Annotated in this window: 22 protein-coding genes and 1 pseudogene; 9 read left to right on the top strand and 14 right to left on the bottom strand. The window is 72.8% G+C overall.

The window, feature by feature from the left end; translation table 11 throughout:
- Window positions 1–14: 14 nt before the first annotated feature.
- Window positions 15–1,754, top strand: coding sequence for a citramalate synthase (gene cimA, locus ACZ5T9_RS06700; RefSeq protein WP_464832307.1), 1,740 nt, complete (start codon window positions 15–17; stop codon window positions 1,752–1,754).
- A gap of 85 nt (window positions 1,755–1,839) precedes the next feature.
- Here cimA and erpA read toward each other — a convergent pair whose 3' ends face one another.
- The 8 genes from erpA to ACZ5T9_RS06660 all read right to left on the bottom strand — a co-directional run bounded on the left by erpA (window position 1,840) and on the right by ACZ5T9_RS06660 (window position 12,075).
- A complete protein-coding gene (gene erpA / locus ACZ5T9_RS06695; protein WP_006903705.1) occupies window positions 1,840–2,214 on the bottom strand; it encodes an iron-sulfur cluster insertion protein ErpA in 375 nt (124 codons plus the stop codon).
- 292 nt (window positions 2,215–2,506) lie between these two features.
- Window positions 2,507–3,367 (bottom strand): 2-oxoacid:ferredoxin oxidoreductase subunit beta, encoded by an 861-nt coding sequence (locus ACZ5T9_RS06690; RefSeq protein ID WP_464832306.1) that lies wholly within the window; start codon window positions 3,365–3,367, stop codon window positions 2,507–2,509.
- The gene (locus tag ACZ5T9_RS06685; protein WP_464832305.1) at window positions 3,360–5,153 is read right to left on the bottom strand and encodes a 2-oxoacid:acceptor oxidoreductase subunit alpha; all 1,794 of its coding nucleotides are present in this window, start codon (window positions 5,151–5,153) and stop codon (window positions 3,360–3,362) included. The genes ACZ5T9_RS06690 and ACZ5T9_RS06685 overlap by 8 nt, the downstream gene beginning before the upstream one ends.
- A 719-nt stretch (window positions 5,154–5,872) precedes the next feature.
- Complete coding sequence (locus ACZ5T9_RS06680; protein WP_464832304.1) at window positions 5,873–7,087, bottom strand: NAD(P)/FAD-dependent oxidoreductase; 1,215 nt, start codon at window positions 7,085–7,087, stop codon at window positions 5,873–5,875.
- 284 nt (window positions 7,088–7,371) lie between these two features.
- Window positions 7,372–8,100: an amino acid ABC transporter ATP-binding protein gene (locus ACZ5T9_RS06675; RefSeq protein ID WP_040827019.1), complete on the bottom strand. Its 729-nt coding sequence runs from the start codon at window positions 8,098–8,100 to the stop codon at window positions 7,372–7,374.
- A 306-nt stretch (window positions 8,101–8,406) separates the two neighbouring features.
- On the bottom strand, window positions 8,407–9,534 hold the full coding sequence (locus ACZ5T9_RS06670; RefSeq protein ID WP_464832303.1) for an amino acid ABC transporter permease: 1,128 nt from the start codon (window positions 9,532–9,534) through the stop codon (window positions 8,407–8,409).
- Entirely contained in the window at window positions 9,535–10,713 is a 1,179-nt protein-coding gene (locus ACZ5T9_RS06665; protein ID WP_464832302.1) for an amino acid ABC transporter permease, read from the bottom strand.
- 252 nt (window positions 10,714–10,965) lie between these two features.
- Window positions 10,966–12,075, bottom strand: a complete 1,110-nt coding sequence (locus ACZ5T9_RS06660; RefSeq protein WP_242823249.1) for an amino acid ABC transporter substrate-binding protein — start codon at window positions 12,073–12,075, stop codon at window positions 10,966–10,968.
- A gap of 921 nt (window positions 12,076–12,996) precedes the next feature.
- On the opposite strand from ACZ5T9_RS06660, the gene proC reads away from it, so the two are divergent.
- The 4 genes from proC to ACZ5T9_RS06640 all read left to right on the top strand — a co-directional run bounded on the left by proC (window position 12,997) and on the right by ACZ5T9_RS06640 (window position 16,596).
- Window positions 12,997–13,947, top strand: coding sequence for a pyrroline-5-carboxylate reductase (proC, locus tag ACZ5T9_RS06655; protein ID WP_464832301.1), 951 nt, complete (start codon window positions 12,997–12,999; stop codon window positions 13,945–13,947).
- A 183-nt stretch (window positions 13,948–14,130) separates the two neighbouring features.
- Entirely contained in the window at window positions 14,131–14,451 is a 321-nt protein-coding gene (locus tag ACZ5T9_RS06650; protein WP_464832300.1) for a 4a-hydroxytetrahydrobiopterin dehydratase, read from the top strand.
- A complete protein-coding gene (locus ACZ5T9_RS06645; RefSeq protein ID WP_464832299.1) occupies window positions 14,448–15,158 on the top strand; it encodes a PaaI family thioesterase in 711 nt (236 codons plus the stop codon). Before ACZ5T9_RS06650 ends, ACZ5T9_RS06645 begins: the two co-directional genes overlap by 4 nt.
- Before the next feature lie 154 nt (window positions 15,159–15,312).
- A complete protein-coding gene (locus ACZ5T9_RS06640; RefSeq protein WP_464832298.1) occupies window positions 15,313–16,596 on the top strand; it encodes a class I SAM-dependent rRNA methyltransferase in 1,284 nt (427 codons plus the stop codon).
- Between the two features lie 76 nt (window positions 16,597–16,672).
- Here the strand turns inward: ACZ5T9_RS06640 and ACZ5T9_RS06635 are convergent, their stop codons facing one another.
- Window positions 16,673–17,647, bottom strand: a complete 975-nt coding sequence (locus ACZ5T9_RS06635; protein WP_464832297.1) for a TIGR01777 family oxidoreductase — start codon at window positions 17,645–17,647, stop codon at window positions 16,673–16,675.
- 460 nt (window positions 17,648–18,107) lie between these two features.
- Between ACZ5T9_RS06635 and ACZ5T9_RS06630 the strand changes: the two genes are divergently transcribed.
- The 4 genes from ACZ5T9_RS06630 (at window position 18,108) to ACZ5T9_RS06615 (ending at window position 21,898) form a co-directional block, all read left to right on the top strand.
- The gene (locus ACZ5T9_RS06630) at window positions 18,108–19,580 is read left to right on the top strand and encodes an MFS transporter (RefSeq protein WP_464832296.1); all 1,473 of its coding nucleotides are present in this window, start codon (window positions 18,108–18,110) and stop codon (window positions 19,578–19,580) included.
- A complete protein-coding gene (locus ACZ5T9_RS06625) occupies window positions 19,577–20,098 on the top strand; it encodes a DUF2089 family protein (RefSeq protein ID WP_464832295.1) in 522 nt (173 codons plus the stop codon). Before ACZ5T9_RS06630 ends, ACZ5T9_RS06625 begins: the two co-directional genes overlap by 4 nt.
- Window positions 20,095–21,363: a DUF4097 family beta strand repeat-containing protein gene (locus tag ACZ5T9_RS06620; protein ID WP_464832294.1), complete on the top strand. Its 1,269-nt coding sequence runs from the start codon at window positions 20,095–20,097 to the stop codon at window positions 21,361–21,363. The genes ACZ5T9_RS06625 and ACZ5T9_RS06620 overlap by 4 nt, the downstream gene beginning before the upstream one ends.
- A 169-nt stretch (window positions 21,364–21,532) precedes the next feature.
- Window positions 21,533–21,898 carry a hypothetical protein gene (locus ACZ5T9_RS06615; protein WP_006903689.1) on the top strand — a complete coding sequence of 122 codons (366 nt, stop codon included), beginning with the start codon at window positions 21,533–21,535 and terminating at the stop codon, window positions 21,896–21,898.
- Window positions 21,899–22,004: 106 nt separating this feature from the next.
- On the opposite strand, the gene ACZ5T9_RS06610 is transcribed toward ACZ5T9_RS06615, so the two are convergent.
- The 5 genes and pseudogenes from ACZ5T9_RS06610 to ACZ5T9_RS06590 all read right to left on the bottom strand — a co-directional run bounded on the left by ACZ5T9_RS06610 (window position 22,005) and on the right by ACZ5T9_RS06590 (window position 26,662).
- The gene (locus ACZ5T9_RS06610) at window positions 22,005–22,337 is read right to left on the bottom strand and encodes an SgrR family transcriptional regulator (RefSeq protein WP_464832293.1); all 333 of its coding nucleotides are present in this window, start codon (window positions 22,335–22,337) and stop codon (window positions 22,005–22,007) included.
- A gap of 201 nt (window positions 22,338–22,538) precedes the next feature.
- Complete coding sequence (locus tag ACZ5T9_RS06605; RefSeq protein ID WP_464832292.1) at window positions 22,539–23,003, bottom strand: ArsI/CadI family heavy metal resistance metalloenzyme; 465 nt, start codon at window positions 23,001–23,003, stop codon at window positions 22,539–22,541.
- 150 nt (window positions 23,004–23,153) lie between these two features.
- Window positions 23,154–24,092 carry a tryptophan synthase subunit alpha gene (gene trpA, locus ACZ5T9_RS06600; protein WP_464832291.1) on the bottom strand — a complete coding sequence of 313 codons (939 nt, stop codon included), beginning with the start codon at window positions 24,090–24,092 and terminating at the stop codon, window positions 23,154–23,156.
- 254 nt (window positions 24,093–24,346) lie between these two features.
- Window positions 24,347–25,576, bottom strand: a pseudogene (trpB, locus tag ACZ5T9_RS06595) (tryptophan synthase subunit beta); the annotation flags it as partial.
- A gap of 135 nt (window positions 25,577–25,711) precedes the next feature.
- Window positions 25,712–26,662 (bottom strand): phosphoribosylanthranilate isomerase, encoded by a 951-nt coding sequence (locus ACZ5T9_RS06590; RefSeq protein WP_464832290.1) that lies wholly within the window; start codon window positions 26,660–26,662, stop codon window positions 25,712–25,714.
- Window positions 26,663–26,682 lie beyond the last annotated feature (20 nt).

Genomic DNA, 26,682 nt, shown 5'->3' with positions numbered 1-26,682 from the left:
CTGGGCCCGTTGACGTGGTGCTCTATGACACCACCCTGCGCGACGGCACCCAGCGGGCGGGCATCCACCTCACCCTGGCCGACAAGCTGCGCCTGGCGCGCCGCCTGGACGACTTCGGCATCCCCTACATCGAGGGCGGCTGGCCGGGATCGAACCCCAAGGACGCCGCCTTTTTCCGGGCCCTGGAGGACCAGCCCCTCCAGCGATCCCGGCTGGTCGCCTTCACCAGCACCCGCCGCCCGGGCGTGGTGGTCCAGCACGACCCAGCCCTGGCGGCCGCCCTGGCCGCCGGCACGCCGGTGGTCTGCGTGGTGGGCAAGGCCTGGGACCGGCACGTGACCGTCGCCCTGGGCACCCGCCTGGAGGAGAACCTGGCCATGATCCGGGAGACGGTGGCGCACCTCGTGGCTCACGGGCGGGAGGTGATCTTCGACGCGGAGCACTTCTTCGACGGGTTTGCCGCCAACCCGGAGTATGCGCTGGCCGTGCTGGCCGCGGCGGAAGAAGCCGGCGCCAGCTGGCTCGTCCTGTGCGACACCAACGGCGGCTCCCTGCCGGACGCCGTGACCCGGGCCGTCCGGGCGGCGGCCGCCGCCACCCGGACCCCCCTGGGCATCCACTGCCACGACGACGCCGGCCTCGGCGTGGCCAACTCCCTGGCCGCCGTGGCCGCCGGGTGCCGCATGGTCCAGGGCACGATCAATGGCTACGGCGAGCGCTGCGGCAACGCGAACCTGCTCACCGTGGCCGCCAACCTGGAGCTCAAGCTGGGCCTGCGCTGCCTGCCCCCCGGGGCCCTGGCCGAACTGACCGCCGTGAGCCGATTCGCCAGCGAGGTGGCCAACCTCCCCCACCGGGAGGAAGCGCCCTACGTGGGGGCCAACGCCTTCGCCCACAAGGCGGGCATCCATGTCTCCGCCCTCCTCAAGGAGCCGGCCCTCTACGAGCACGTGGATCCGGCCCGGGTGGGCAACGACCGCCGGGTGCTGGTGTCGGAGCTGAGCGGCCGCGCCAACCTTCGCTATGTGCTGGGAGCGGAGCTGGACGAGCCGGCCCTGGCCCGGCTGCTGGAGCGGATCAAGGAGCTGGAGCACGAGGGCTACCAGTTCGAAGGCGCCGAGGGCACCCTGGCCCTGCTGGCCTGGGAAGTGCAGCAGGCGGCGGGCAGCGCCGGCACCCCGGGCAGGCCGGCGGCCTTCCCGGAAGGCCCCGCCCCGGAGACGGCCGGACCCGGGTGGCCCTTCCTCCTGGAGTCCTACCGGGTCACCGCCCTGCACGACCCGGCGGCGGGATCCCGGGTGGAGGCCACCATCAAGGTCCGGGTGGGTGAGCGGGTCGTCCACACGGCGGCCGAAGGCAACGGCCCGGTCAACGCCCTGGATGCCGCCCTGCGCAAGGCGCTGTCGGAGGTCTATCCCGATCTTGGGAAGGTGCGCCTTGTGGATTATAAGGTGCGGGTGCTGGAAGGGGACGCCGGCACCGGAGCCCGGGTACGGGTGCTGGTGGAGTCCACCGACGGCCGGGCCCGCTGGGGGACGGTGGGCGTCTCCACCAACATTCTTGACGCCTCGTGGCAAGCTCTGGCCGACGGCTTGCGGTATTACCTCCTGGGGTTGGCCACGGCCCCGGTCCCCGGCGGACCGGACCCGGGCCCGGAAGTCGGGCCCACCGTACCCGCGCGGCCCGGCGCCGCCGCGAGGCACACAGCGCCGGCAACGCAGCCGGCACAGGGGAGACAGGCGCGGCAGGCGTGAAGCGCAGTCTCACGGCGGTGCCGGACCCGCCATACCGCCAGGAACGGGCCGCCCAGGTCCCCGGAGAGAGCAGGGGCGCCGCCCTTCAGAGGGCGGCGCCCGCTTCGTCACAGGAGGCCGGCTGGCCGGCTTCGTCCCGGGTGCGGAAGGACTGGCCGCAGCCACAGGTGTGGACGGCGTTGGGATTGTGGATGGCGAAGCCCGAGCCCGACAGCGACTCGACGTAGTCCACCCGGGCACCCTTGAGGAAGCGGGCGCTGGCGGAGTCGACCACCACCCGCACCCCGTCCTGATCGATCACGGTGTCGTCGTCGTGAAGGTTGGAGTCCAGGGCCAGCCCGTAGTTGAAGCCGCTGCAGCCCCCGGGCTGGATGAAGACGCGCAGGGCCAGGTCGTCCCGCTGGCGCTCGGCCAGCAGTTCCTTGACCTTGGCCACCGCTTCCGGTGTCAGGGTGATCATGCCCTCACCTCCCTGGCCGGGGACAAGCGAACCGGGCCGCGGCCGCCGGGCCGCCCACCCCCTTTTTCATACACCTTATCACAGCCGCCCGATGCCGGCGGCCGGCGGCAGGGGACCTATCGCAATGGGTGGAGGCTGCGCTGCGGCACGGGGCGGTCGACCGGATGCCAGCCGCCCCTCGATGCGAGCCGCCGCCCGGCCCGCCACCCCGGCGTACCAAGGGACGGGGCCGGGCCCATCCCGTTGTGGACGACCCGGCCCCCTGTGCCCTTCGGCAGCGTTGCCCCAACCTTTACGCGAACTGGGCCTCCAGCTCCTGGTAGTCGTCCTCGCCCAGCTCCAGGTCCTGCTGGACCAGGCCCTCCTCCGGAAAGCCGGGCAGCTGCTCTTCGAAGGTCGGCTTGTCGGTCTCGTAGACCACGCCGATCACCATGCCGCCCGTTTCCATCACCTTGCGCAGGGCGGCGGCCCGGTCGTGACGGTCGTAGTCCGGGTCTTCGTCCAGGTTGACCAGCCGCGCCTTGAAGTAGTCGTAGGTGTTCAGCTTGTTGAAGGTCACGCAGGGGCTGAAGACGTTGACCAGGGAGAACCCCTTGTGCTGGATGGCCTTCTTGAACACCTCGGCCATGTGGTTGATCTCGCCGGAGAAGGCCTGGGCGACGAACCCGCAACCCTGGGCCAGTGCCAGCTCCAGGGGCCGGATGGGCTCCTCCACCGAACCGTAGGGCGACGTTTTGGTCTTCATGCCCTTGTCGCTGGTGGGCGCCAGCTGGCCCGTGGTGAGGCCGTAGATGTGGTTGTCCATCACGATGTAGGTCAGGTCCACGTTGCGCCGGATGGCGTGGATCACGTGGCTCAGACCGATGCCGTAGCCGTCCCCGTCGCCGCCGGCGGCGATGACCGTCAGCTCCCGGTTGGCCAGCTTGACGCCCTGGGCGATGGGCAACGCCCGGCCGTGGATGCCGTGGAACCCATATCCGCCGAAGTACTGGGAGATCTTGCCCGAGCAGCCGATGCCCGAGACGACCACCACGTCCTCGGGCTCCAGCCCCAGGTCGGTCACCGCCCGGGCCAGCGCGTTCAGCACGCCGAAGTCACCGCAACCCGGGCACCACGTGGGCCGGGCCGCCCGGAAATCCGCCACCTTAGCCATGGAGCAACACCTCACGCGCCCGGGAATAGATCTCGCTGGCCAGGAAGGGGTCGCCGTCGTACTTGGTGCAGTTCTGGATCTTGTCGTGGAAGCCCACTTCCCGCGCCAGATACCCCGCCAGCTGGCCGGTGTAGTTGTTCTCCACCACCAGCACCCGGGGCGCCGCCTGCAGGTAGCCGCGAACCTTCGCCCGGGGGAAGGGGTGCAGGGCCCGCAGGTGCAGGTGGCCGACCTTGTAGCCGTCCTTTTCCAGGCGGGCTACCGCCTCCTGGATGCGGCCGATGGTGGATCCCCAGCCGACCAGCAGCAGATCGACCCGCTCCGCCGGTTCGTCCCCGTAGTAGTCGACGTAGTCGCTGAGATCCAGGCTGTCGAGCTTGCGCATGCGCTTCTTCATCTGGATCTCGCGGGTGGCGGTGTCCTCGATCTCCTCGGTGCCCGCCTCGTCGTGCTCGTTGCCCAGCGCCACGTAGCGGCCGTTGCGCATGCCCGGCAGGCTGCGCGGGGAGATTCCGGACTCGGTGACCAGATAGCGCTTGTAGGCCCCGCGCTCCATGGCGTCCAGCTCTTCCTGGGTGATCAGCGCGCCCCGGTCGATCCGCACCCGGCTGTAATCCAAGCCGTCGATGGACTGGCGCGACATGCCCAGGGACAGGTCGCTCACCAGGTAGACCGGGCACTGGTAGCGCTCCGCCAGATTGAAGGCCTCGACCGCCAGGTAGAAGCAGTCCTCCACCGTGGCCGGGGTCAGCACGATGCGCGGGATCTCGCCGTGGGTGCCGAAGATCAGCTCGTTCAGGTCGCTCTGCTCCGTCTTGGTGGGCAGGCCCGTGGAGGGGCCACCCCGCATCACGTCGACGACGACCAGCGGCGTCTCCGACATCCCGGCCAGGCCCACGGCCTCCTGCATGAGGGAGATGCCCGGCCCCGAGGTGGAGGTCATGGCCCGGACGCCCGCATAGTTGGCGCCGATGGCCATGTTGACCGCCGCGATCTCGTCCTCCGCCTGGACCACCACGCCGCCGTACTTCGGGAAGTTCTTGAGGAACCAGTACATGATCTCCGTGGCCGGCGTGATGGGATAGGCGGCCAGGAAGCGGCAGCCGGCCGCCAGGGCGCCGAAGGCGATGGCCTCGTTGCCGGAGATGAACAGGCGCCGCTGCACCTGGGGGCGCCGGGGCAGGGTGGCCACCTGGCCGATCTCCCGAACGCCGTACTCGAATCCCCGGCGCAGGGCCTCCATGTTGAGTTCGACCACCTGGTCGCCCTTGCCGCCGAAGCGCGCCTCGATGGTGGGCCGGAACTCCTCCACGGGCAGGCCCACCAGGGCGGCGGTCACGCCCACGGCGACCATGTTCTTCATGATGGGGTTGCCCAGCTCCCGGGCGATCTTGGTCAGCGGCACGCCGTAGACCCGCACCGGCCGGCCCTCGGGGACCCGCGCCTTGAAGGTGTCGTCGTAGACCACCACGCCGTCCCGGACCAGCTCGTGCAGGTTGTGGTCGATGGTCTTCTGGTCGAAGGCGATGAGGACGTGCAGCTCGTCCCCGTGATGCCGGATCAGATGGTCCGCGGCCCGCACCTTGTAGTTGGTGTGGCCGCCCTTGATCAGGGACATGAAGTGCCGGTACTGGTAGACGTAATAGCCCAGGCGGTTGAGGGTCTGGGACACGATCTCGCCCGTGCTGTCGATGCCCTCGCCCTGCTGCCCGCCCACCTTCCAGTTGAACTCGCCGGTCAAGGTCCTGGGTGCACCCGTTGCAGGGTCGTGCAACTCCCTGGCCACTGCCCTCACCCCTTTGCCTAACACCACTATACCACCAGTTGGCGATGATTCTAAGGCATCCTGCCGCTGCCATGCATTTCACCGTCGAGGGCCGACCGTTCACCTCCGGGGAACGACCGCTGGCGGCGCCAGGTTTGTACCGGAAGAACCATCCGTTGCCATGGCGGAACGACTTGCACAGCGCATCCGGGGGTCTTCTCTGCAAGTGGGGAGCATCGGACTTGCACCCGCCGCAGTCCCAAGCAAGTTGGGTAAGCCGCCCCTTGCAGCCCACGGGCCCCGGCGGCCCGTCGCCGGCGCCGGGCAGCCGGGAGCGCCCGTCCGGGCACAGCGGGGATCGGCGCCCATCGGCTCGGGCATCAGGGGCGTTCGGCACGGGGACGGAGCGGCAGCGAGGGAACTCTCCAGCGGTGCGGCGGCCTGGGCCCGGAAGGGCGGCCCAGGCCGGTGGGAGGTGGCACGGCAGGGCGAGGCCGGCGGAGGAACGGCAGGGGGGCTCGCCCGGGCCGGCCGGACCCGCCCGGGCGCGAGCAGCCGCCGGCGGGCTGAAAGGGCGGCCCCGCCCGTGGGCGGGGCCCCACGGCAGGCAGGAGCTGCCATGCCCGGGGCGGCCGGGCACGGCGGGCATCGCCGTGGGGGGGGCGGCTTGCTGCCCGCCGGCCCCCCCAGCCTCCCCCCGGAGGTCCGGGGGGGTCCGTGGTGCGGGATGGGTTCCGGGATCAGGTCAGGGACAGGATCAGCCGGTTGGGATCGTCCACCGTCTCCCGCTGGGTGATCATGTCGACGATCTTCTTGCGCGCCCGCAGGTCGCCGATCAACACCGCCCCCACCAGCCGCCCGTCCAGGAAGAACAGGCGCTGGTACTGGCGGTTCTCCCAGTCGACGTGGGAGACGGCCTCCACCTCGGGGTGGTTCTCGGGGGTGGCGCCGATAGCCGTGATCTTCGAGTCGAAGAGACCGCTGGAGTAGACGGGCACCTCGCGGTAGGGCCGGTTGGCCCCCACCATGTTGGCGCCCACCACACGGCCATGGGTCATGGCGTTGTTCCACGTGCCCATCTGGTTGTGCCGCCCGATGAACACGTCGAAGAAGCGGGCCACGTCCCCGGCGGCATAGATCCCCGGCACGCTGGTCTCCAGCCGCTCGTTGGTCACCACGCCGCCCTGGACTTCGACCCCGCTGCCCGCCAGCAGCTCCGTGTAGAAGTCCAGGCCCAGGCCGCAGCCGACCATGTCGGCCTCGATGGTCTGCCCGCCGGTGGTGGTCACGGCCTTGACGGTGCCGCCGGCGGCGTGGACCTGGGCCACCTCTTCGCCGTAGAGGATCTCGATTCCGTGGTCCCGGGCCAGCAGGTCCACCAGCCGGCCGCCGTCCTCGTCCAGGATGCGGCGCAGCCAGCGGGGGCCGCGGATCAGCCACACCACCTCGAGGCCGCGGCGGCGGAACCCTTCGGCCAGCTCGTAGGCGATGAAGCTTCCCCCCACCACCACGGCCCGCCGGGCGGTGGCGAAGCGCTCGACCATCTGGCGGGTGTCGTCCAGGGTCTGAAAATAGTAGACGCCGGGGGTGTCGGCGCCCGGCGCGGGCAGGGGCCGCGGCCGGCCCCCGGTGGCGATCAGCAGCCGGTCATAGGGATAGGTCTCGCCCGCCTCGGTCACCACGACCCTCTCGTCCGGGTGGACCGAAACCACCCGCGTCTCCAGGCGCAGGTCGATCCCCTTGTCGGCGTGCTGCTCCACCGACCGCATGAAGACCTTGTCTTCGGACACCGTGCCCTTGAGGTAGTGGGGCAGGGAGACCCGGTTGTAGAGCGGGTAGGGCTCGGCCGCCAGCAGGGTGACCTGGCTCTGGGGCTCCAGCTTCTTGATGGTCTCGGCCGCCGTGGTGCCGGCGACACCGTTGCCTACGATGACGTATCGCTTCGAGTCGGCCATCGACGCTCCTCCTCGCCGCCCCCGGCGGGCGCCGAGGGCGGCGCCCCGCGGGGCGGCCACCCGGGGCTCCGCGGGCCCGGCCACCTTGGGGCCGGTTCGTCCCGCGCCCGTCACCCGGCGCGCCGGTATGCAGACCACATCCATTATGTTGGTCTGTCGTGGGCAGCGCAACCAATCGCCCGTCCCCTGTAGCCCTACGCGGCGGCATCCCGTGGCGGCCGCCTCCGCCATCCCCCTGCCCCCTGCCGCCGGTTCCCGGCCAGGGCTGCAGGATCTTGAACCAGTCAGGGGTGCAGGATCTGGGATAAGAAGCGCCGGGCCCGCTCGTGGGCCGGCTCGCGGAAGAACCGGTCGGGCGGCGCCTCCTCGAGGAGCATGCCCTCGTCCATGAAGACGATGCGGTCGGCCACCTCCCGCGCAAAGCCCACCTCGTGGGTGACCACCAGCATGGTCATGCCCGAGGCGGCCAGCTCCCGCATGACGTCCAGGACTTCCTTGATCATCTCCGGGTCCAGGGCGGAGGTGGGCTCGTCGAAGAGCATGATGCGCGGCTGCATGGCCAGGGCCCGGGCGATGGCCACTCGCTGCTGCTGGCCGCCCGACAGCTGGGCGGGGTACTTGTGGGCGTGGTCGGCCAGGCCCACCCGCGCGAGTAGCTCCCGAGCCAGTTCCTCCGCCCGGCGGCGGGGCCACTTGCGCACCCAGATGGGGCCCAGGGTCACGTTCTGCAACGCCGTCAGGTGGGGGAACAGGTTGAACTGCTGGAAGACCATGCCTACTTCCCGGCGCACTGCCTCGATCCGGTGCAGGTCGGGCCCCAGCTCGATGCCGTCCACGACGATGCGGCCCCGCTGGATGGGCTCCAGGGCGTTGATGGTCCGGATCAGGGTCGACTTGCCCGAACCCGAGGGGCCCATGATCACCACCACCTCGCCGGGCTGGACCTGAAGACTCACCCCTTTGAGCACGTGGACGGCACCGAACCACTTGTGGACGTCTTCGCAGATCACCATGGGCTGGGCTCCGATTGCCGGCGCCGTGCCACCCGCCGCGGCCGGCGTCGCCGAACCGCCGGTCGCGGCCGCCCGGCCCGTCGCCGGGAATGCGGTTCCGCCGCGTCCTTCCGGCCCCGTGGCGCCCGGCCGGTTGCCGTTCCGGGCGCCCTCACTGGCCATGCCCTTGGGCATCATCCGTCTCGCCTCCCTCCCGGTCGCCGCCGGCGGCGGGCCCGCGCCCTTCCGGCCCGCGCCGGCCCGCGCCCCCGGCCTGCCGGGGCGACCCGCCGTCCGATAGCCGGGGTCCTTGAACCCGCCGGGGCCTCAGCGCTCCCCCACGCCCAGACGCCGCTCCAGCCGCCGGCTGGCCAGCGACATGCCGTAGCAGAAGACCCAGTACACTGCGGCGACGAAGGCATACATCTCCACGTGCCGGCCCAGGTAGGAGGGGTTGGACAGCACGCTCTGGGCGACGCCGACGAACTCCAGCAGGCCCCACACCGCCACCAGCGACGTGTCCTTGAACAGGCTGATGAACTGGCCCACCAGGGCGGGGATCACCGCCCGCAGGGCCTGAGGCAGGATGATCAGCAGCACCGCCTGGGTTCCCGTCAGGCCCAGGGCCTGGGCGGCCTCCACCTGCCCGCGGGGCACACCCTGCAGGCCGCCGCGCACCGCCTCGGCCACGTACGCCGCGGTGAACAGCACGAGCCCGGCCGCCGCCCGGGTGACCAGGTCCGGCCGCACCGACGGCGGCAGGAACAGCGGCAGCGCCGTCATGGAGAAAAACAGCACCACCATGAGGGGCGTGCCGCGCACCAGCTCGATGTAGGCGATGGACAGGGCCCGGACCACGGGCAGGGAGCTGACGCGGCCCAGGGCCAGCAGCACCCCCAGCGGAAAGGACAGCGTGATGCCGGCCACCGCCAGCACCAGGGTCAGGATCAAACCGTACCCCGTGCCCGCGCCGCCTTGTCGCGGCACCGACAGCACCAGCACCATGGCCGCCGGCACCAGCACGACCCAGGCCGCCACCACCGGCATCTGGGCGCGCCGCCAGCGGGCCGGTCCGGCCCACGCCAGGCCGCTGACCACCGCCAGCACCGCCAGCAGCACCAGGGCGGCCACCACCCGCCACAGCTGGTCGCGGGGGTAGGCGCCCACCAGCAGGAGCAGCAGGTTGTCGGTCACCACGTCCCACCGGGCCCGACCCAAGGCCCAGGACAGGACCGCCCGGCCGGCCAGGGCCAGGATGGCCAGGGCCACCAGCGTGAGCAGGCCGTGATACCAGCTGGCCAGCAGGTTCTGGCGGGCCCAGGCGGCGGCCCGCTGCGGCCAGGGCGCCTGGGGCGGCGGCACCGCCACCGTGGTTGCGGCCGGGCCGGCCTGCCCTGCCGCCGGCCGGACCGGTGCCGGTTCGGGCAGGGCAGGACCCGTCGCGGGTTCGTCCATCTACGCCACCCCCCGCCGCAGCGACCGGTTGTAGAGGTTCATCAGCAGGGACGTCAGCAGGCTGAAGGCCAGATAGGTGGCGCCGACCAGCAGGAGCATCTCCAGGGTCCGGCCCGTCTGGTTGACGATAGTGCTGCTCACGTTCAGCAGGTCGGGGAACGCCACCGCCATGGCCAGGCTCGAGTTCTTGATCAGGTTGAGGTACTGGCTGGTCAGGGGCGGCACGATGATCCGGAGGGCCTGGGGGAACACCACCAGGCGCTGCACCAAGAAAGGCGAGAGCCCCAGCGACCGGGCCGCCTCCCACTGGCCCCGGGGAACGGCCAGGACGCCGCCCCGCACCACCTCGGCGATGAAGGCTCCGGTGTAGATCACCAGCGCCAGCAGCAGGGCGGTGAATTCCGCGGACAGCATGAGGCCGCCCTGGAAGTTGAACCGGGCCAGCTGGGGCCTCTCCAGCACCAGGGCCGGGCCCGCGGGGAGGATCGCGGCCGCCAGACCGCCCGCCGCCAGCAGGCCCAGGGCAACCAGGCCCGGCCTGGTTTCCCGGCCTTCCTCCAGCCGCTTGCGCAGGAGGATCCGGTACGCCGTCGCCGCTGCCACCAGCGCCAGTCCCAGGATGGCCACCGCCGTGGGGAAGCCCGGACCCGGCCGCGGGGCCGGCAGCACCAGCCCCCGGTTCATCAGGAACACGGACCCGGGAAGGGCCAGGGCCTGGCTCGCCGGCGGGAGGGTGTAGACGATGGCACCGTACCAGAAGAAGAGCTGCAGCAGGAGGGGCGTGTTGCGGGTCACCTCCACGTACAGGGAGGCCAGGAGCCGCACCAGCCCGTTGGCGGACAGGCGAGCCAGCCCCGCCACCACCCCCACCGCCGTCGCCAGGACGACCCCCAGCACGGCCACCCGCAGGGTGTTGACCAGGCCGGCCAGGAAAGCGCGGCCGTAGGGGTCCGTCGCCTGGTAGGGGATCGAGCTTTCCCCGATGGCAAAGGAGGCGGGATGGCGCAAGAAGTCGAAGCCGGGCGTGATGCCCAGTTGCTGCAGGTTGCGCTGGACGTTGCCGAAAAGGTAGGTACCCGCTGCTACCGTAACCAGCACCACGGCCAGCTGAAGGAGCAGCCTCCGCAGGCGGATGTCACCCACCCCGGACCGCACCCGTCGGGTGGGCCATGCCGTCATAAACCCCCCTCCTCTTGACCAGAAAACGCGGGATCTGCGGACGCCCCTGACGCCCGGCGGCGTGGCCCGGCGGCTCCGGGCCCGCGTCCTGGGCCGGCACCGCTGCTCGCCGCGGCGGCGGATCGGCCGAACCTCTGGGGGCCCGCAGCGCCGGGGCCAGCGGAACGGGCCCGAGGCGACCACGCCGGGCGCCTGCCCGGATGCCGCTGGCGGCGGGAACCGCCACGTTCCCGCCGCCAGCGGCCCGCGGCATCAACGGAAGGGCGGCGAGTAGAGGAGACCACCGTTGGTCCAGAGCTCGTTGAGGCCCCGCTCCAGCTTGAAGGGCGTGTCGGGTCCCAGGTTGCGCTCGTAGATCTCGCCGTAGTTGCCCACGTGCTTGATCACGCGGTAGGCGAAATCGTTGCTGATGCCCAGCCCCTTGCCCAGCTCGCCCTCGACGCCCAGGAAGCGCCGAATGTCCGGGTTGTCGCTGTTCTTGAACTGGTCCACGTTCTGCGAGTTGATGCCGAACTCCTCGGCTTGGATGGTAGCGAAGACGATCCACTTCACCACGTCGAACCAGGTCGAGTCGTTGTTCTTGACGGCCGGTCCCAGCGGCTCCTTGGACAGCATCTCGTCCAGGATCACGTGGTTGTCAGGATCCGAGAGGACCGCCCGCCGCCCGGCCAGCTGCGACTTGTCGCTGGTCACCGCATCGCAGCCGCCCGATTCATAGGTAGCATAGAGCTGGTCCGCATCTTCGAAGGTCTTGGGCGTGAAGCTGGCGCCCAGGGCGCGCATCCGGTCGGTCAGCACCATCTCGTTGGTCGTGCCGCTCAGCACGCAGATGGTGGCGCCGTCCAGGTCCGCCAGGCTCTTGACGTTGCGGTCCTTGCGGACCATCACGCCGCCGCCGTCGTAGAAGGTGGTGGGCAGGAACTCCATGCCGTTGACGGTGTCCCGCCCCAGGGTCCAGGTGGTGTTGCGGATCAGGACGTCCACCTCGCCGGACTGGACGGCGGTGAACCGCTCCTGGGCGCTGAGGGGCCGGAACTCCACGGCGTTGGGATCATCAAACAGGGCCGCGGCGATGGCGCGGCAGAAGTCGGCATCGAAGCCCGTCATCTGGCCGCTGGGGTCCAGGTAGCTGAAGCCGGGCAGCTGGCCGTTGACCCCGCAGATCAGCTTGCCCCGGCTGAGCACCACCTGCAGCCGGCTCTGCCCCGCCTGGTCCCCCGTGCCCCCGCTGCCGCCGCTTCCACCGCCGGTCGAACCGGCCGGCTGGGAGCCGCCGCTGGAGCAGGCGGCCGCCACCAGGGCGACCGCCGCCACCAGGGCGGCCGCGGCCACCCGAATGCGCCGTAACGACAAAAAGACCACCCCCAGGAGACTGGTGCGTTGAGGAATCCCGCGGGCCCAGGGACTCAATCGGCCCGCCGCCGCCGGAATTCGGCGATAGATCCTTGCTTTCGGCAGAAACCAGTCAAACCCTGCTGCTGCCAGCGGCCGGGCGACCCCTTTCGACCGCCCCTGGGCCCTCAGGCGGCGGCCCCGCGCCGGTTGCACAGGACCGGACAGGCACCCGCCGGTGGCTGGTGCGGCGGCTCGGCCCGGTTCGGCGGGACGGCGGCTTCGCGCAGGCTTGTAATCTCGCCGGCCGGCATGTATAAATATCCGAAAGCACCTATGCGGCCTTGGCGATGACGGGACCCGGAGGCACCCCCACGGCCGGGACAGAGAGCCGGCCCCGGCGGCTGCAAGGGCCGGCCCGGCCCGGTGCCTCGACCCACCCCTGAGCCGTGCGGCAACGGCCGTGTTCGCCCTGCAGGACCAACCGCCGCAGGAAGAACCGGCCCGAACCGCACCGGCGCCCGCCCGTTACGCGGGCCAGGGGATGGCGCCATCCCGCCATCCCTCAAGACCGGACGGGCGGCTGGCAGGTCCGGCCCCTGGTAGGCCTGCCGCCGGCGGCCGCCGCGGGTGGTCTCGCCCCGGATCGGGCGGGCCGGCGCCGCCGGCGCCCCTCGCCCCGGCGCCGTCGCCCCCTCGCCTTCGCGCCTGGCGGGGAGGGCGCGGCAAGGATGGGATCACGCCCTGCCGCGGCCGGCCGTCCGGTGAAGCAAGGTGGTACCGCGGTACCCCCGCCCTTGCAGGGCGGGGGTTTTTGATTTCCCGGCGCGGCGGCACCGGAACAGCTCCTGCCGGGCCGGCTGGACCTGGGGCGGCCCGCCGCCCGCCCGGACAGCCCCGAGGCAGGAAGCAAACCCGAAGCCGCAAGCACATCCCAGGGAAGTGGCCTCCATGACCGGCCTTGACATCCCGGTGGCCCTCATCGGTGCCGGCAAGATGGCCGAGTGCCTGATCGCCGGCTGGGTCGATGCCGGGTTCGACCCCCAGGCCCTGGCCGTGACCAACCGGCGCAACGACCAGCGGCTGGCCGAACTGGCGGCCCGGTACGGCGTCCGGGCGGAACGCGACAAGGGCGCCGTGCTGGCCGGTGCCCAGGTGGTACTGATGGCGGTCAAGCCCGCCGACATGGCGGTGGCGCTGGAGCAGGTGGCGCCCTACCTGGACCCCGGGGCGGTGGTGGTGTCGGTGGCGGCGGGCATCCGGCTGGAGGACATGGCCCGCCGCTTGCCGGGCCGGCGGCACCTGGTGCGGGCGATGCCCAACACGGCCAGCCGCTTGCGTCAGTCGGTCACGGCCCTCTGCGCCGCGCCCGGGTGCAGCGAGGAAGCCTTTGCCAGGGTCCGGCGGCTCTTCGACCTGGTGGGGGCCACCGTCGAGGTGGACGAACCGGCCTTCGATGCCGTCACGGCCCTGAGCGGCAGCGGCCCCGCCTATGTTTACCTGCTGGTCGAGGCCATGCTCACCGCCGCCCACGAGCTAGGGCTCCCCGCCGAGGTGGCGCGCCAGCTGGCGGTCTGGACGGTGGTGGGGGCGGGCAGCATGCTGCGGGATACGGGCCTGCCGCCCGAGGAACTGCGCCGCCAGGTGACCTCCCCCAACGGCACCACCGCCGCCGCCCTGGCGGTGCTGGAAGAGATGGCGGTCCCCGACGCCGTGCGGCGGGCCGTCCACCGGGCCGCGGCCCGCTCGGCCGAGCTGGCGGCCCTGATCGCGGCCGCCGGCCCCGCGGCCGCAATCGACGCCGCGGCATCCTTCGCCGGGGCTGCCGCCCGCCACCCCGGCCACCCGGAGGACCCGGGCCACGCCGGCCACGCCGGAAAAACCGCCGTCCGGGACCGTTGAAGCCCGGCCCGGCGGCGTGGTGTACCGGCGTGGTGTACCATGGAAGGGCGAACCCGGGCCCTCCAGGGGGGGCGGGCCTTCAGGACCTTCCTCCCATGGCGGTTCAGGGCCCGGACCGGATGGGGCGGCGGTGCGGCCTGGCCCGGGGTCTGGGCCGCCGCCTGGACGGGGGGAGGCATGGGAATGCCCCAGCGTCTTGACGAGCCGGCCATCCAGGAGCGGCTGGCGTCCCTGCCGGGGTGGGAGCGCCAGGGCCACACCCTCCGCCGGGTGTACCGGCTGGCTTCCTTCCGGGACGCCGTGTTCTTCGTGGGCGTGGTGGCCGGGCTGGCCGAAGGGATGAACCACCATCCCGACATCGACATCCGCTACCGGCAGGTCACCCTCGCCCTGACAACCCACAGCGCCGGGGGCCTCACCGATCTGGACTTCACCCTGGCCGAGGCCATCGACCGCCACACCGCCCGCTGGCGGGGTGCGGCCGGGGAAGGATCGGGCCCATGACGCACCGGGAAGTCCCGGCGCCGGGGGCCGCGGTGCCGGGCGGGCAGCCCGGTGCACAGCAGGGCGAAACCCCTGGGGGCGGGGAGCCCCGTCCACCCCAGGGCCGAACCCCTCCGGGCAGGGGGCCCGGGGCGCCCCAGGGCGGAACCCCTCCGGGCGGCGAGCCTGCGGGCGGCACCGGCGCGGACCCCGGTTCCGGCCACGGCGCCGGCCCCGACGCCGCTGGTCTGGCGAACCCGCGCCATCCCGACGACGCCATCCCCTTCCGGCGCCACCTGGGCATCCAGGTGGTCGAGGCGGCCGCCGGGCGGGCCCTCTTGCGCCTGCCCGCCCGGCCCGAGATCGGCAACCGCTTCGGGAATGTCCACGGCGGGGCCCTGGCCACCCTGGTGGACGGTGCCATGAGCAACGCCATCCTGTCGCTGCTGCCGGCCGGCGACCGCATCGGCGGGACCATCGAGCTGTCCATCCGGTTCCTGGAGCCGGTCCGGGGCACCGTCATGGCCGAGGGACGGGTCCTGCGCCTGGGTGGCCGGATCGCCTTTGCCCAGGCCGACGTGCGGGACGGCGCCGGCCGCCTGGTGGCCACGGCCCAGGGCAGCTACGCCCTGCACCGGCACCGGCCGCCGGAGCGGCCCGGCTCCGAGCCGGGCCGGCCGGGCTCCGGCCCGGACCCGCTGGGCCGGGCGGGGCGCCGGCGGGCGTGACGGCTGGCGTACCGCGGCGCGGGCCGGGCCACCGGCGGCCCGCAGCCGGCCTGTGCCGCACCGGACGCAACGGCAGGCCGGGCTTGATGCGGCGACGGACCTGCCGGCTGGTGCGGAGGAAACAATTCCATTGCCTGATCTGGAGGGTCCAAGCTTGCCTCCAACCTCCTCGGACGCAGGGGACGCAGGACGAAGCGGCACCGGTCCCGCCGTGGCGAGCCTGCCGCGGGAACGGGCGACCCGGGTCCAGCTCAAGCCGGGGCGGGATGCCGCCCTGCGCCAGGGCCGGCTCTGGGTCTACCGCACCGACGTCTACACCGTCTCCGACGACGCCTACGACCCCGGCGACATCGTCCAGGTGGTGGACGCCCGGGGGCGGTTCGTAGGCAAGGGTTACATCAACCCCCGGTCCATGATCTTCGTCCGCCTGCTGACCGCCGACCCGGACGAAGGCATCGACCGCACCTTCTTCCGCCGCCGCCTGGAGCGGGCCCTGGCCCTGCGCCGGCGCCTGCAGGCGACCCAGCCCGACACCGACAGCTTCCGGCTGGTCTTCGCCGAGGCCGACCTGCTGCCCGCCCTGATCGTCGACCGGTTCGCCGGGGTGCTGGTGGTCCAGACCCTGGCCCTGGGCATCGACCGCTGGCAGCCGCTGCTCGTCGAGCTGCTGGACGAGCTGGTGGCGCCCGAGGGGATCTACGAGCGCAACGACGTGCCGGTCCGGGAGCTGGAGGGATTGCCCCAGCGGGCCGGGTTCCTCAGGGGCCGGTTCGACCCGCGGGTGGTGATCCGGGAGAACGGCCTGCCGCTGGTGGTCGACGTGGCCCGGGGGCACAAGACCGGCCACTTCCTGGACCAGCGGGACAACCGGGCCGCCCTGCGGCGCTACGTCCGGGGGGCCCGGGTCCTGGATGCCTTCTGCCACACCGGGGCCTTCACCTGCCACGCCCTGGTGTACGGCGCCCGGGAGGTGGTGGCGGTGGACATCCAGGAAGAGGTCCTGGCCGTGGCCCGCGAGAACGTGGAGCAGGTGCGCCGCCAGCTGGGCAGCGGCGAGGCCCGGGTGACCTTCCACCACGCCAACGCCTTTGACTTTCTGCGGGCTCGGGCGACCGAAGGCGAGCGCTATGATGTGATCATCCTCGATCCCCCGGCCTTTGCCAAAAACCGCCAGGCGCTGGCCGGTGCCTACCGCGGGTACAAGGAGATCAACCTGCGGGCGATGAAGATGCTGCCGCCCGGAGGGATCCTGGTCACCTGCTCCTGCTCCTACCACATGACCCGCGACCTGTTCGAAGAGATGCTGCTGGACGCCGCCCGGGATGTGGGCCGGCGGGTCCGGATCCTGGAGCGGCGGGGCGCCGCCCCCGACCATCCCGTCCTGCTGGGGGCGGGGGAAAGCGACTACCTCAAGTGCTACATCGTCGAGGTATGGTAGATGGGGCTTGCCGCCCAACCGGCACGGGTCGCACGGGCCCGGGCTCGACCCGCACGGGCCGCGACCGCCCCCGGTGCTACCGGCCTAAGAGATCTTGCAGCGCCGGTTCGACCTCCGGGAACCGGAAGCGGAAGCCGGCTTCCCGGGCCCGGCGCGGCACGGCCCGCTGGCCGCTCAAGAGCAGGGCGTCGGCCATCTCCCCCAGGGCCAAGCGCAGGGCGAAGGCCGGTGCCGGCAGCCAGGACGGCCGGCGCAGCACCCGCCCCAGGGCCCGGGCCAGGTCCCGGCTGGTCACCGGCTCAGGCGCCGTGCCGTTGAAGGGGCCTTCCAGGTCCGGCGTTTCGATGAGGAAGACCAGAAGGGCCACCAGGTCGTCCAGGTGGATCCAGGGAACCCACTGCCGCCCATGACCCAGCGGCCCACCGGCACCCAGCCGGAAGGGAAGAACCAGCCGGGGCAGGGCGCCCCCCTCCCGGGCCAGGACGAGCCCCGTCCGCACCAGGACCACCCGCACGCCGGCCGCTCCGGCCTTGCGGGCCTCGGCTTCCCAATCCACGCAGACCCGGCTGAGGAAGTCGTCCCCCGGCGGCGCTTCCTCGTCGATCACCTCGTCGCCCCGGGGCCCGTAGTAGCCCACCGCCGACCCGCTCACCAGCACCGCCGGCCGGGGCTCTGCCGCCTCGATGGCCTGGACCAGCGCCCGGGTGGCCTGGATGCGGCTTTCTCGGATCCGCTCCTTCTGGCGCGGGGTCCAGCGGCCGGCGGCGATGGACTCCCCCGCCAGGTTGACCACCGCCCCCGCGCCGGCCACCGCCTCCCACCAGCCCGGCCGGGGGTCCCCGGGCGCCACCGGTTTCGCCGTCCAGGACAGGTAGCGCAACAGCCCTCCGCCGCCATCCGCCCCCTCCCCGGCCGCCGCGCCGGCCGCCGTACCCGTGGGCCCGCCCTTCGCCCCCCGGGTGAGGATGACCACCTCATGCCCCTGCGCTCGCAGCCGGCGGGCGAGGGCCGATCCGATCAGGCCCGTGCCGCCGCTGATGACCACCCGCATGGCCGTCCCTCCCTCGCGGCCCTTGACCCTCTAGACGCCCTCTAACCCTCTAGACGCCCTCTAACCTCGACCGATCCAGATCATCGTCGCGTTGAGATTCCCGCTTCCCCCAGAACGGCGCGGACCGTCGCCACGGCCCTTTCAGGCCCGGCGGCTCACAGTACAGGTTGCTGCCGCAACTGCCCAACCCTTCCAGTTCACCGTCTGGACCGGGGGTCCCTGCCCCGCCGTTGCCGCGGCCACCGGGCGGGACATCCTCGGGGTACGTGCTGTCCCTTCGGAGCCGGCGGCGGGGTGCCCCGGCCGGGCCATCCTCCGGGCACCTGCCTGCCCCCTTGAGCCGCGGCGGGGCATCGGCGACGTAATCTAATTAAAAATTTTTATTGTATGATTGACATCTTCGACTATCCTGTTCATCATCGTCATGGAAGCCTTCCCAGGAACGGGAGGAGGAATCCCCGTGTCGGCCAGCGGCACCCCCACCGGCGCCCCGGCCCCTGACGCCTGCCCGGCCCGCCCTCCGGCGCGCCAGGCAGCGCCTGCACCCTCGGCGCGTGGGCCTTCCCTCTGGCACCACCGCCCCTTCGTCGTGCTGTGGCTGGCCCGGATCGTCTCCGTGGCCGGCGGCATGGCCAGCATGATGGCCATCCAGTGGTGGGTCCTGGAGACCACCGGCTCGGCCCAGCGGATGGCCAGCGTCAACGCGGTGGCCGCCCTGGTCATGGCCGTGGCCGGGCTGCCCGCCGGCGTGCTGGTGGACCGCTGGCACCGCGGCCGGTTCTTCCTGGTTCTCGAGGTCGGGCGCGGCCTGGTGATGGCCGCCCTGGCCGCCCTGCTCTTCACCGGCCACGCGACCCTTCCCGCGGTCCTGGTGCTTCTCGCCGTGGACGCCGCCGGCCTGGCGCTCTTCATGCCCCTGAGCAGCGCCATCTGGCCGGAACTGGTGCCGCCCCAGCAGCTGGCGGCGGCCAACGGCCTGGTGGCCACCGGCGAGAGCGTCGGCCGCATCGCCGGTCCCGCCCTGGGCGGCATGCTGGCCAGCCGGCATGCAGGCTGGGCCGCCCTGGTCGACGCCGTCTCCTACGCCGTCTCGGCCGTGGCCATCCTGCTGGCGGGGGCCCTGGGCTGGAAAGCGCCTGCGGGGTCTTCGCCGGCCGGGGGCGTCGCCGGTGGATCGGGGGCCCCACCGCAGGCCGGCGGCCCAGCGGCGCCCCGGGCGGGCCGTGGCACCGGCAGGCGACCGGCGGGCCCGGCCGGGGACCCCCACGGGTCCTTCGCCGCCCAGTTCCGGGAGGGGGTGGCGGCCGTCTTCGGGCGGCCCGACCTGGGCCCCTTCTTCATCCTGGTGTCGGTCCTGAACCTGGCTTTCGCCGCTTCCTTCGTCCTGATCCCCGTGGTGGTGCAGCGGGTGCTGCAAGGGGGACCCCAGGTGCTCGGGTGGATCCAGGCATCCTTGGCCGTAGGCGCACTGGCCGGCGGCCTGCTGGCGGGGACCGGTCGAGGGCCGCGCCGGGCCCGGGGCTGGATGCAACTGATCGTCCTCCAGGCCCTCCTTGGCGCCGTACTGGGCTCCAGCCGCTGGCTGCCCGCCAGCATCGCCGCCGGGTGCCTCTTCGGCGTGGTGAACGCCCTGGTCAACGTGGCCGCCACCACCATGCTCCAGCAGGCCGTGACCCCCGATCTCCGCGGCCGGGTGTTCGGCCTGCTCTACACCGTGGCCATGATCCTGCAACCCCTGGGTCAGATGGCCGGCGGCACCCTGGCCGACCGGGTCCCCGTCCCCATGATCTTCGCCACTACGGCCCTTTTGACCGTGCTCGCCGTGGCGGCGGCCTGGTGGCGGGCCCCGGCCATGCGCACCCTGCTGGATCACCCCGCCGCCGGGAACGCCGCCGCGAGCGGGTCCGGGGCTGTGGAGGTGAATCGCGGATGAGACCGCCCTTTGAAGTTCCCGCCCGCTGCCCCCACTGCGGCCATGACCTGGAGGTCCGGGAGGTGGCCTGCCCGGCCTGCGCGACCCAGATCCGGTCCCGCTACCGGCTGAGCCCCTTCGACCTCCTGGATCCGGAACAGCGGCGGTTTGCCCTGCTCTTCCTGCGGGCAGCCGGCAACCTGCGGGAGATGGAGCGGATGCTGGGGGTGTCGTACCCCACGGTGCGCAAGAAGCTGGACGAGATCATCGAGGCCCTGGGCGGCCCCGCCACTGCGGGCTCCGGCGAAGGGGGAGCCGGTTCGCCCGGCACCGCTTCCCCCCGGGGACGAACCCGGCAGGCCATCCTGGAGCGGGTGCGGCGGGGCGAGCTGGTGGTGGACGAGGCGCTGGAACTGTTGAGCGCCGCGGGTCCGGCCAGCAGCCCGGGGCCCGGCTCCCGCCCGGCAGCCGGCTCGGGCGGCGGCCCGGACCTTGAGGACCACCGTATTCGGCCTGGGGAAGGGGAGGAACCACAATGAAGGAGCACACGGCCGGGTCCCGGCTGGTGGAAGGCGTGCGCCGGGTGGAGGTCCACGGCGGGCGGCTGGCGGTGCGGGTTCGTCCGGGCTACGGGCTTGACTGGGAGGGCCCGCCCTCCCTGGTGGCAGAACGGGAGGGCGAGGCCCTGGTCCTGCGCACCCCCCACCCCCGCCGCTGGACGGGCTGGATTGGGCCTGAGGAGCAGCTCAGCCTGACCTTGCCGCCGGCGGTGGAGGCCCTGGTGGTGCGCTGTACGGGCGAGGTCGACCTGCGGGAACTGGACCTGGAGGGCGACCTGCACGTGCGGGCGGGGGATCTCAGGGCCTCGGGCTGCCGCGGCCGCTGGCGCATCCGCACCGGCGCCGGGGACGTCACCCTGGTGGGCCAGCACGGGGACCTGGAGGTGCAGGCGGGGGCCGGCGAGGTGGCGGTGCGGGGCGGCCGGCTGCGCAGGGTGCGCATCCGCACGGGGGCAGGCGACGTCTTCCTCGACGCGGAGGTCGAGGCGGAGGCCGAGGTGACCACCGGGGCCGGCTCCGTCGACCTGCGGCCCCACAACCAGGGGGCGGCCCGGATCCAGGCGCGATCCGGGTTCGGCAACGTGGTCCTCGACTTAGCCGGCGTGCGGGGCGGGCGCCTGGAGCTGCAAACGGGGGCGGGGACGATCCACGTGCCCGGGGGGATCCACGTGGGCCGCCGGGGCGGCCTGGGCCAGCGGGTCGTGGACAGCCTGGGGCCCGGCGAGGGCACCGTGGAGATCACCACGGGAGCGGGGAACATCCGGGTGGTGGGCTATGGTGCGGCGGACCGCTCCGGCGGGGGTGAGGGCGCCGGACCGGTGCCGGGGCCCTCAACGGCTCCGCCCGCCGGACCGGCCCGGCCGGAGGATCCGGCCCCCAGTCCCGGCCCGGCCGGAGCCGGCTCGCCGCCAGCGGGAGCGGGATCCGGTCCTGGGCACCCCGCGCCGGGGCATCCTGGCCCCGGTGGTGCCGCCCTGGGCTTCGCCCCCGGCTCCGGCGCCGGTGCGGCCGCCGCCGGCGGGACTCCGGCCCCCGCAGGAACCCCCGAGACCACGGGGCCCAGGGGGGATGTACCCGCTCCGGCCGGTCCGTCGCCGGTCCCCGAGGGCGGAGGCCGCGGCCCCTACCACCACCCGCGCCAGGTGCTGGAGGCCCTGGCCCGAGGAGAGCTCACGGTGGAAGAGGCCGACCGCTGGCTCGAGGTCCTGGAGGGTGCCGGTCGGGATGGCGAAAGCGAGGCCTGACGGCCCGGCCGCCTCCGGCCGCCTGCCGGTTCAGGACACCCCCCGCGCCCCTGCCCGGCGGCCTGCGCCATGCATAGTCCTGGAAAGGCGTGGGCACCTTGGAACCGGCGCCCCACCACGGGAGCGGGCCACCCCTGCGGAGGGTGGGGCGCCGGGGAGGGTTCGTCCCGTGCACGTGCTGATGTTCGACCCGGCCAGCACCACCTGGCATTACGGGTACATTCCCGGCGCCTCCCGCACCCCCACCCAGGGCACCCTGCGACCGGTCAGCGCCACCCTCTGGTTCGGCATCGTGCTGTCGCTGCTGCGCGGGGCGGGGTATGCCCTGCCGTCGCCGCCCTCGGGGGAGACGGCGTCGGTGCTGGTCAGCTGGGACCGGGAGGGCAACGCCTCCGTCTTTCCCCTGGGGAAGAACGCTGCCGACCGCTGGACGGAACTGGGCCACGTCCTCCACCGGGTGGCCCAGTCGCTGATCGAGGATCCCGAGGCCTGGGAGACGGCCATCATCGAACCCGAGGGCGGGGGCAAGGGCTAGCCGGCCGTTCCCCCACCCCCGTGCCCCTCGTCGCGGGCCCCACGACCGGCTTGCCCTTGGCACACGGTTCCTCGGCAAACCGGCGATGCTGCCCCGCGCCCGCCTTTCATCCCCCGCAACAGGCCCATCCGCTGGTGGCGGGCGGCAGCCCCAGCCGGATCCGGACCTCTGCCAGCAAGGAAGGTACCTGGGGGATGCAGGGGCATTCCCTCAGGATCTCGGACAACCAGAAGGCGGCTTCCGCCCACTGCTGGCGTTCTATAGCAACCGCCGCCCGGTCAAAGTAGGCGTGGACGGGATGGACCATCACCTGCAGGTGGGACCTTCCGCCCCGCCCGGGTTGGGGCCGCCAGGCGACAAGGCCCCAGCGGGCCAGACGCCGCAGCATCTGCTGGGCGGCACGGCGAGAACATCCCCAGACTCGGGCGATCTCATCCACGGTGACCTGGGCACCGAACGGCTCCCTTCCAAGCTGACCGCGACCAGGACCGGTGGGCTCGGCACCCCGCTGGCCCAACCAGTGGGCGAGGGCGATGAACCGTTCCAGGACAAGCCCGGCCTTGCCGGTCGTGCGAGCCGGGGCTTTATCTCGAGCCGCTTCCCTGTTCCGTAATTGATTGAGAGGTGGCGGATTCATCGCTCATCCCGCACAGCATCCGGCGCAACAGGCAGAGGCGCCGGCGGGCTCGCAGCAGCCGGAACCTGGCGCGTCGCTGCCGTATCGTTCCGCTACGAAGAAGACTTCCCAGCGGTGACCGTCAGGGTCCTCCACCCAGATCTTTTCCTGCCTGGAGTAGCAACACAGGGCGTCCTCTTCCACCTTCGCCTTCAGGCCGCTGTTCTGCAACCTTTGCAAGGCGGACCGGACGGCAGCCACCGACTCCACTTCGATCCCAAAGTGGTGCCCTGGGGTGGCCGGCGTCGGCGTACCATCACCGGTTGCTGCCGCCTTGGTTGCGGTCAACGCCAGATTGAGGGCCGGTTCGTCCAGAAGAAACTGGGCGTAACCGGGTAGCACGCGGCTCGGCGACCGACCCAAGAAGCGCTGGTAGAAGTCGACGGACGCCGTGAGGTCGGTGACGGGGAGGCCGACGTGAACCCGCATTCGAATCACCTCCGGGGGATTTCTACTCCCATGGTGCGAGGCAACGGCTGCAGAGAAAAGTGAGAGTTCTGTTGCCCATCTTGCACGGTTTAGGCCTCCCGGAGGCCTCCGGTGCGGCTGGGTTGCTGCCCGGCGTCCGCCTCGCCCTCCTCAAGGCCGGCTCCCCGTCAGTGCCTGCCGGAGGGCCGCCACGAAGGCGGTCGCCGCATCCACCACGGCGCGGACCCTCGCCTGTTCGTCTGTGGACGAGCCATCCCGGGCCGCCTCCTCGATGCGCTCTACCAGGGCGGAGCCCACGATGACGCCGTCGGCATGGGCGGCCAGGGCCCGGGCCTGCTCCGGACCCGAGACGCCGAAGCCGATGGCCACCGGCCGCGGCCCCGCCGCCCGGATGCGGTCGAGCCACGCGGGCAGCTCCTCGGGCAGGTTCTTCCGCGCCCCCGTCACCCCCGTCACCGAGACGCAGTAGACGAACCCGCCCTGCCCGGCCGCGGCCCGCCGCACATGCTCGGGCGAGCTGGTGGGCGCCACCATGGGGATCAGGTGCAGACCGGCCGTGCGGAAGGCGATCTCGGCCCGGCCCCGCTCCACCATGGGCAGATCGGGGACGATCACCCCGTCCAGGCCGGCGGCGGCCAGGGGGCTGGGGTCATCCAGCAGGCCACGGGCCAAGAGGGGGTTGGCGTAGGTCAGCAGCACCAGGGCCCCGTCCACGCCCTGGACCCGCAGGTCCCGCACCAGATCCAGGACCCCCGCCAGCCGCACCCCGCGGGCCAGGGCCTTCTGGGTCGACTGCTGGATGGTGGGCCCGTCGGCCAGGGGATCGGAAAAGGGCATCCCCACCTCCACCACGTCGGCGCCCGCGGCGAACAGCGCGGGCACCAGTTGCCGGGTGACCGCCAGGTCGGGGTGCCCAGCGGTGACGTACACGATCAGCGCCGCCCGCCCCTCGGAGCGGGCCCGGGCCAGAGCGGCGTCCAGGCGGTTGACCGGCTCGGGCACCTCCGCGCCGGCCTCCACCCCACCGGCCGCCACCCGACCGGCCGCCGCTCCACCGGCTACTGCCCCACCCGCTACCGCTGGATCCACCGGCTCTCCTCCTTTCCCCGGGACCCCGCCGGGCCCGTGGTCCCGCAAGCCGCTGCTGGCGCCATGGGGCCCGCGGCCCCGGCCGCCGCCGCGGGCGCCCCGGCCGCGGCAGCCACCGGCGCCGCTGCGGGCATCCCCCGCCCCACAGGTCCCGCCGTGATCCCGGCTCCCGCTGGGTTGCCGGGTACGGAGCGGCCGGCGTCGTGGCTCGGGTTGCCGCCGGGAGCGCTCTGGTTCACGCCCCGGCCGGCGCGGCCCCGCAGCCGCGCCACCTCCGCCACGTCCTTGTCGCCCCGCCCCGACAGGCTGACCACCACGACGCTGCCCGCCGGCAGCTGGGGCAGCAGGCGCCGCAGGTAGGCGATGGCATGGGCGCTCTCCAGCGCCGGGACGATTCCCTCCGTCCGGCAGAGCAACTCGAAGGCTTCCAGCGCCTCCTCGTCCGTCACCGCCTCGTACCGGGCCCGGCCGCTGGCCTTGAGGTAGGCGTGTTCGGGCCCGACGCCGGGGTAGTCCAGGCCGGCGGAGACGGAGTGGGCCGGCTGCACCTGGCCGTCCTCGTCCTGCAAGAGGTAGCTCAGGGCCCCGTGGAGGATCCCCGGCCGCCCGGCCGTCAGGGAGGCCGCGTGGCGCCCCGTCTCCAGGCCCTCTCCCGCCGCCTCCACCCCGATCATGGCCACCCCCGCGTCGTCCACAAAGGGGTAGAACAGGCCCATGGCGTTGCTGCCCCCGCCCACGCAGGCCACCAGCACGTCGGGCAGGCGCCCCTCCTTCTCCAGGACCTGCGCCCGGGCCTCCCGCCCGATCACCGACTGGAAATCCCGAACCATGCGGGGATAGGGGTGGGGACCCACCACCGACCCGATGATGTAGTGGGTGTCCCGCACGTGGGTCACCCAGTGGCGGATGGCCTCGTTGGTGGCATCTTTGAGAGTGGCCGTTCCCGAGGTCACCGGCCGGACCCGGGCACCCAGCAGCTCCATGCGGAAGACGTTCAGCTGCTGGCGGCGCATGTCCTCGGCGCCCATGAAGACCTCGCACTCCAGCCCCAGCACCGCCGCCGCCGTGGCCGTGGCCACGCCGTGCTGCCCTGCCCCCGTCTCGGCGATCACCCGCCGCTTGCCCATACGCCGGGCCAGCAGCGCCTGGCCCAGAGCGTTGTTGATCTTGTGGGCCCCGGTGTGATTCAGGTCTTCCCGCTTCAGGTAGACCCGCACCCCCGGGTTGCCGCAGGCGGCCGCCAGCCGGTCCGCCCGGTAGAGGGGCGTGGGCCGGCCGCAGAACTCCGCCAGGTAGCCCTCCAGCTCCGCCCGGAAGGCCGGGTCCGCCGCGGCCTCCCCATAGGCCTGCTCCAGTTCTTCCAGGGCGGGGATCACCGTCTCCGGGACGAACCGGCCCCCGAAGGGCCCGAAGTAGCCCCGGGCGTCGGGCCCCGTCCCCGACCCGCCCGGAGCCGCCGCCCCCTGGGCTGCGTGGTGGTGCATCGCTCTCTCCCTCTTTTCCTGCCCTGCTCGCTGGCGATGGTTTCCTTCCCGGCATGCCGGCGATGGTGGTCGCTGCCGCTGCTCCAGGCGGCGCTCACCGCCCCGGTCCCTTCCTATCTGGGTTACGGTCCCTTCCTATCTCAAGCCCGCCCATCGCTTGTCCGCATGGCTTGCCGGCGGCTTCTCCCGGACCGGCTCGGGACCGCCGCCGGCCGCCGCCCGGGCGGCGGCGATGAAGCGGGCGATCCGCTCAGGGTCCTTGACCCCGCGGGCCCGTTCGACCCCGCTGGAGACGTCGACGCCCCAGGGGCGCACAGCCCGCACCGCCTCGGCCACGTTCTCGGGATTGAGCCCCCCGGCCAGGATCAGCGGCCGCCGGCGGGCCAGCCAGGCGGCTGCCGCCCAGTCGGCCCGCTGCCCCGTTCCCCCGCGCTGGCCGGGCACCGCCGCATCCAGCAGCACGCGGTCGGCCCGGGTGACCAGGGCCTGCTGCAGCTCGGGGGACTCCCCTTCCCCGGCCGTGGTCGCCGCTGCGCTGGAGTGCCCTGCCCCGTCGGCCCCCGCGGTTTCGCCGGGGTCGTCTTGGCTGCAGGTGCCCGTGGCTTCGCTGGCGGCCGCTACCGTGCCATAGGCCACGGCTGCACCGCGGCCCGCGGCCGCGGCGGTCCCGCCCGCAGCACCCCTGGCCGCCGCCGCCACCGCCCGGATCACCCGCAGCCCCTCGGCCTGGAGGGCAGCCACCAGGTCCTCCGGCTCGTCGCCGTGGAGCTGAACGTGGGTCAGCCCCGCCTGGCGAGCGACGACCAGGATCTCGGCCAGCGAGGCATTGACGAACACGCCCACCAGGGCAGGGCGCGGTCCGAAATCGCCGGCGGAACCGGCCCTGCCGGCCCCCGCCGGTCCCCTCTCCAGCGGCAGTTCCCGCGGTAGCCCGGCTACGATGCGCGCCACGGTGGCCGGGTCGACCTGCCGGGGGCTCGGAGCAAAGACGAAGCCCAGGGCGTCGGCGCCCGCCTGCAGGGCCGCCCGGGCGGTGGCCGCATCCCGCAGGCCGCAGATCTTGATCCAGAGACCGGCCGTGCTCACCGCTCCCCGCCTCCCGGCAG

The sequence above is a fragment of the Thermaerobacter nagasakiensis genome (genome assembly GCF_055396825.1).
The sequence above is the reverse complement of the archived record's forward strand: the minus strand, read 5'-3'. Positions and strand labels throughout refer to the sequence as shown.

Bases quoted from the DNA above. Each gene is read 5' to 3' on its own strand.
- ACZ5T9_RS06675 (WP_040827019.1), bottom strand. From the start codon at position 8,100: ATGGTGATCTGCGAAGACGTCCACAAGTGGTTCGGTGCCGTCCACGTG.
- ACZ5T9_RS06650 (WP_464832300.1), top strand. From the start codon at position 14,131: ATGCCCCAGCGTCTTGACGAGCCGGCCATCCAGGAGCGGCTGGCGTCC.
- ACZ5T9_RS06625 (WP_464832295.1), top strand. From the start codon at position 19,577: ATGAGACCGCCCTTTGAAGTTCCCGCCCGCTGCCCCCACTGCGGCCAT.
- ACZ5T9_RS06645 (WP_464832299.1), top strand. From the start codon at position 14,448: ATGACGCACCGGGAAGTCCCGGCGCCGGGGGCCGCGGTGCCGGGCGGG.
- ACZ5T9_RS06635 (WP_464832297.1), bottom strand. From the start codon at position 17,647: ATGCGGGTGGTCATCAGCGGCGGCACGGGCCTGATCGGATCGGCCCTC.
- ACZ5T9_RS06665 (WP_464832302.1), bottom strand. From the start codon at position 10,713: ATGACGGCATGGCCCACCCGACGGGTGCGGTCCGGGGTGGGTGACATC.
- ACZ5T9_RS06690 (WP_464832306.1), bottom strand. From the start codon at position 3,367: ATGGCTAAGGTGGCGGATTTCCGGGCGGCCCGGCCCACGTGGTGCCCG.
- erpA (WP_006903705.1), bottom strand. From the start codon at position 2,214: ATGATCACCCTGACACCGGAAGCGGTGGCCAAGGTCAAGGAACTGCTG.
- ACZ5T9_RS06620 (WP_464832294.1), top strand. From the start codon at position 20,095: ATGAAGGAGCACACGGCCGGGTCCCGGCTGGTGGAAGGCGTGCGCCGG.
- ACZ5T9_RS06680 (WP_464832304.1), bottom strand. From the start codon at position 7,087: ATGGCCGACTCGAAGCGATACGTCATCGTAGGCAACGGTGTCGCCGGC.
- ACZ5T9_RS06605 (WP_464832292.1), bottom strand. From the start codon at position 23,003: ATGCGGGTTCACGTCGGCCTCCCCGTCACCGACCTCACGGCGTCCGTC.
- ACZ5T9_RS06670 (WP_464832303.1), bottom strand. From the start codon at position 9,534: ATGGACGAACCCGCGACGGGTCCTGCCCTGCCCGAACCGGCACCGGTC.
- proC (WP_464832301.1), top strand. From the start codon at position 12,997: ATGACCGGCCTTGACATCCCGGTGGCCCTCATCGGTGCCGGCAAGATG.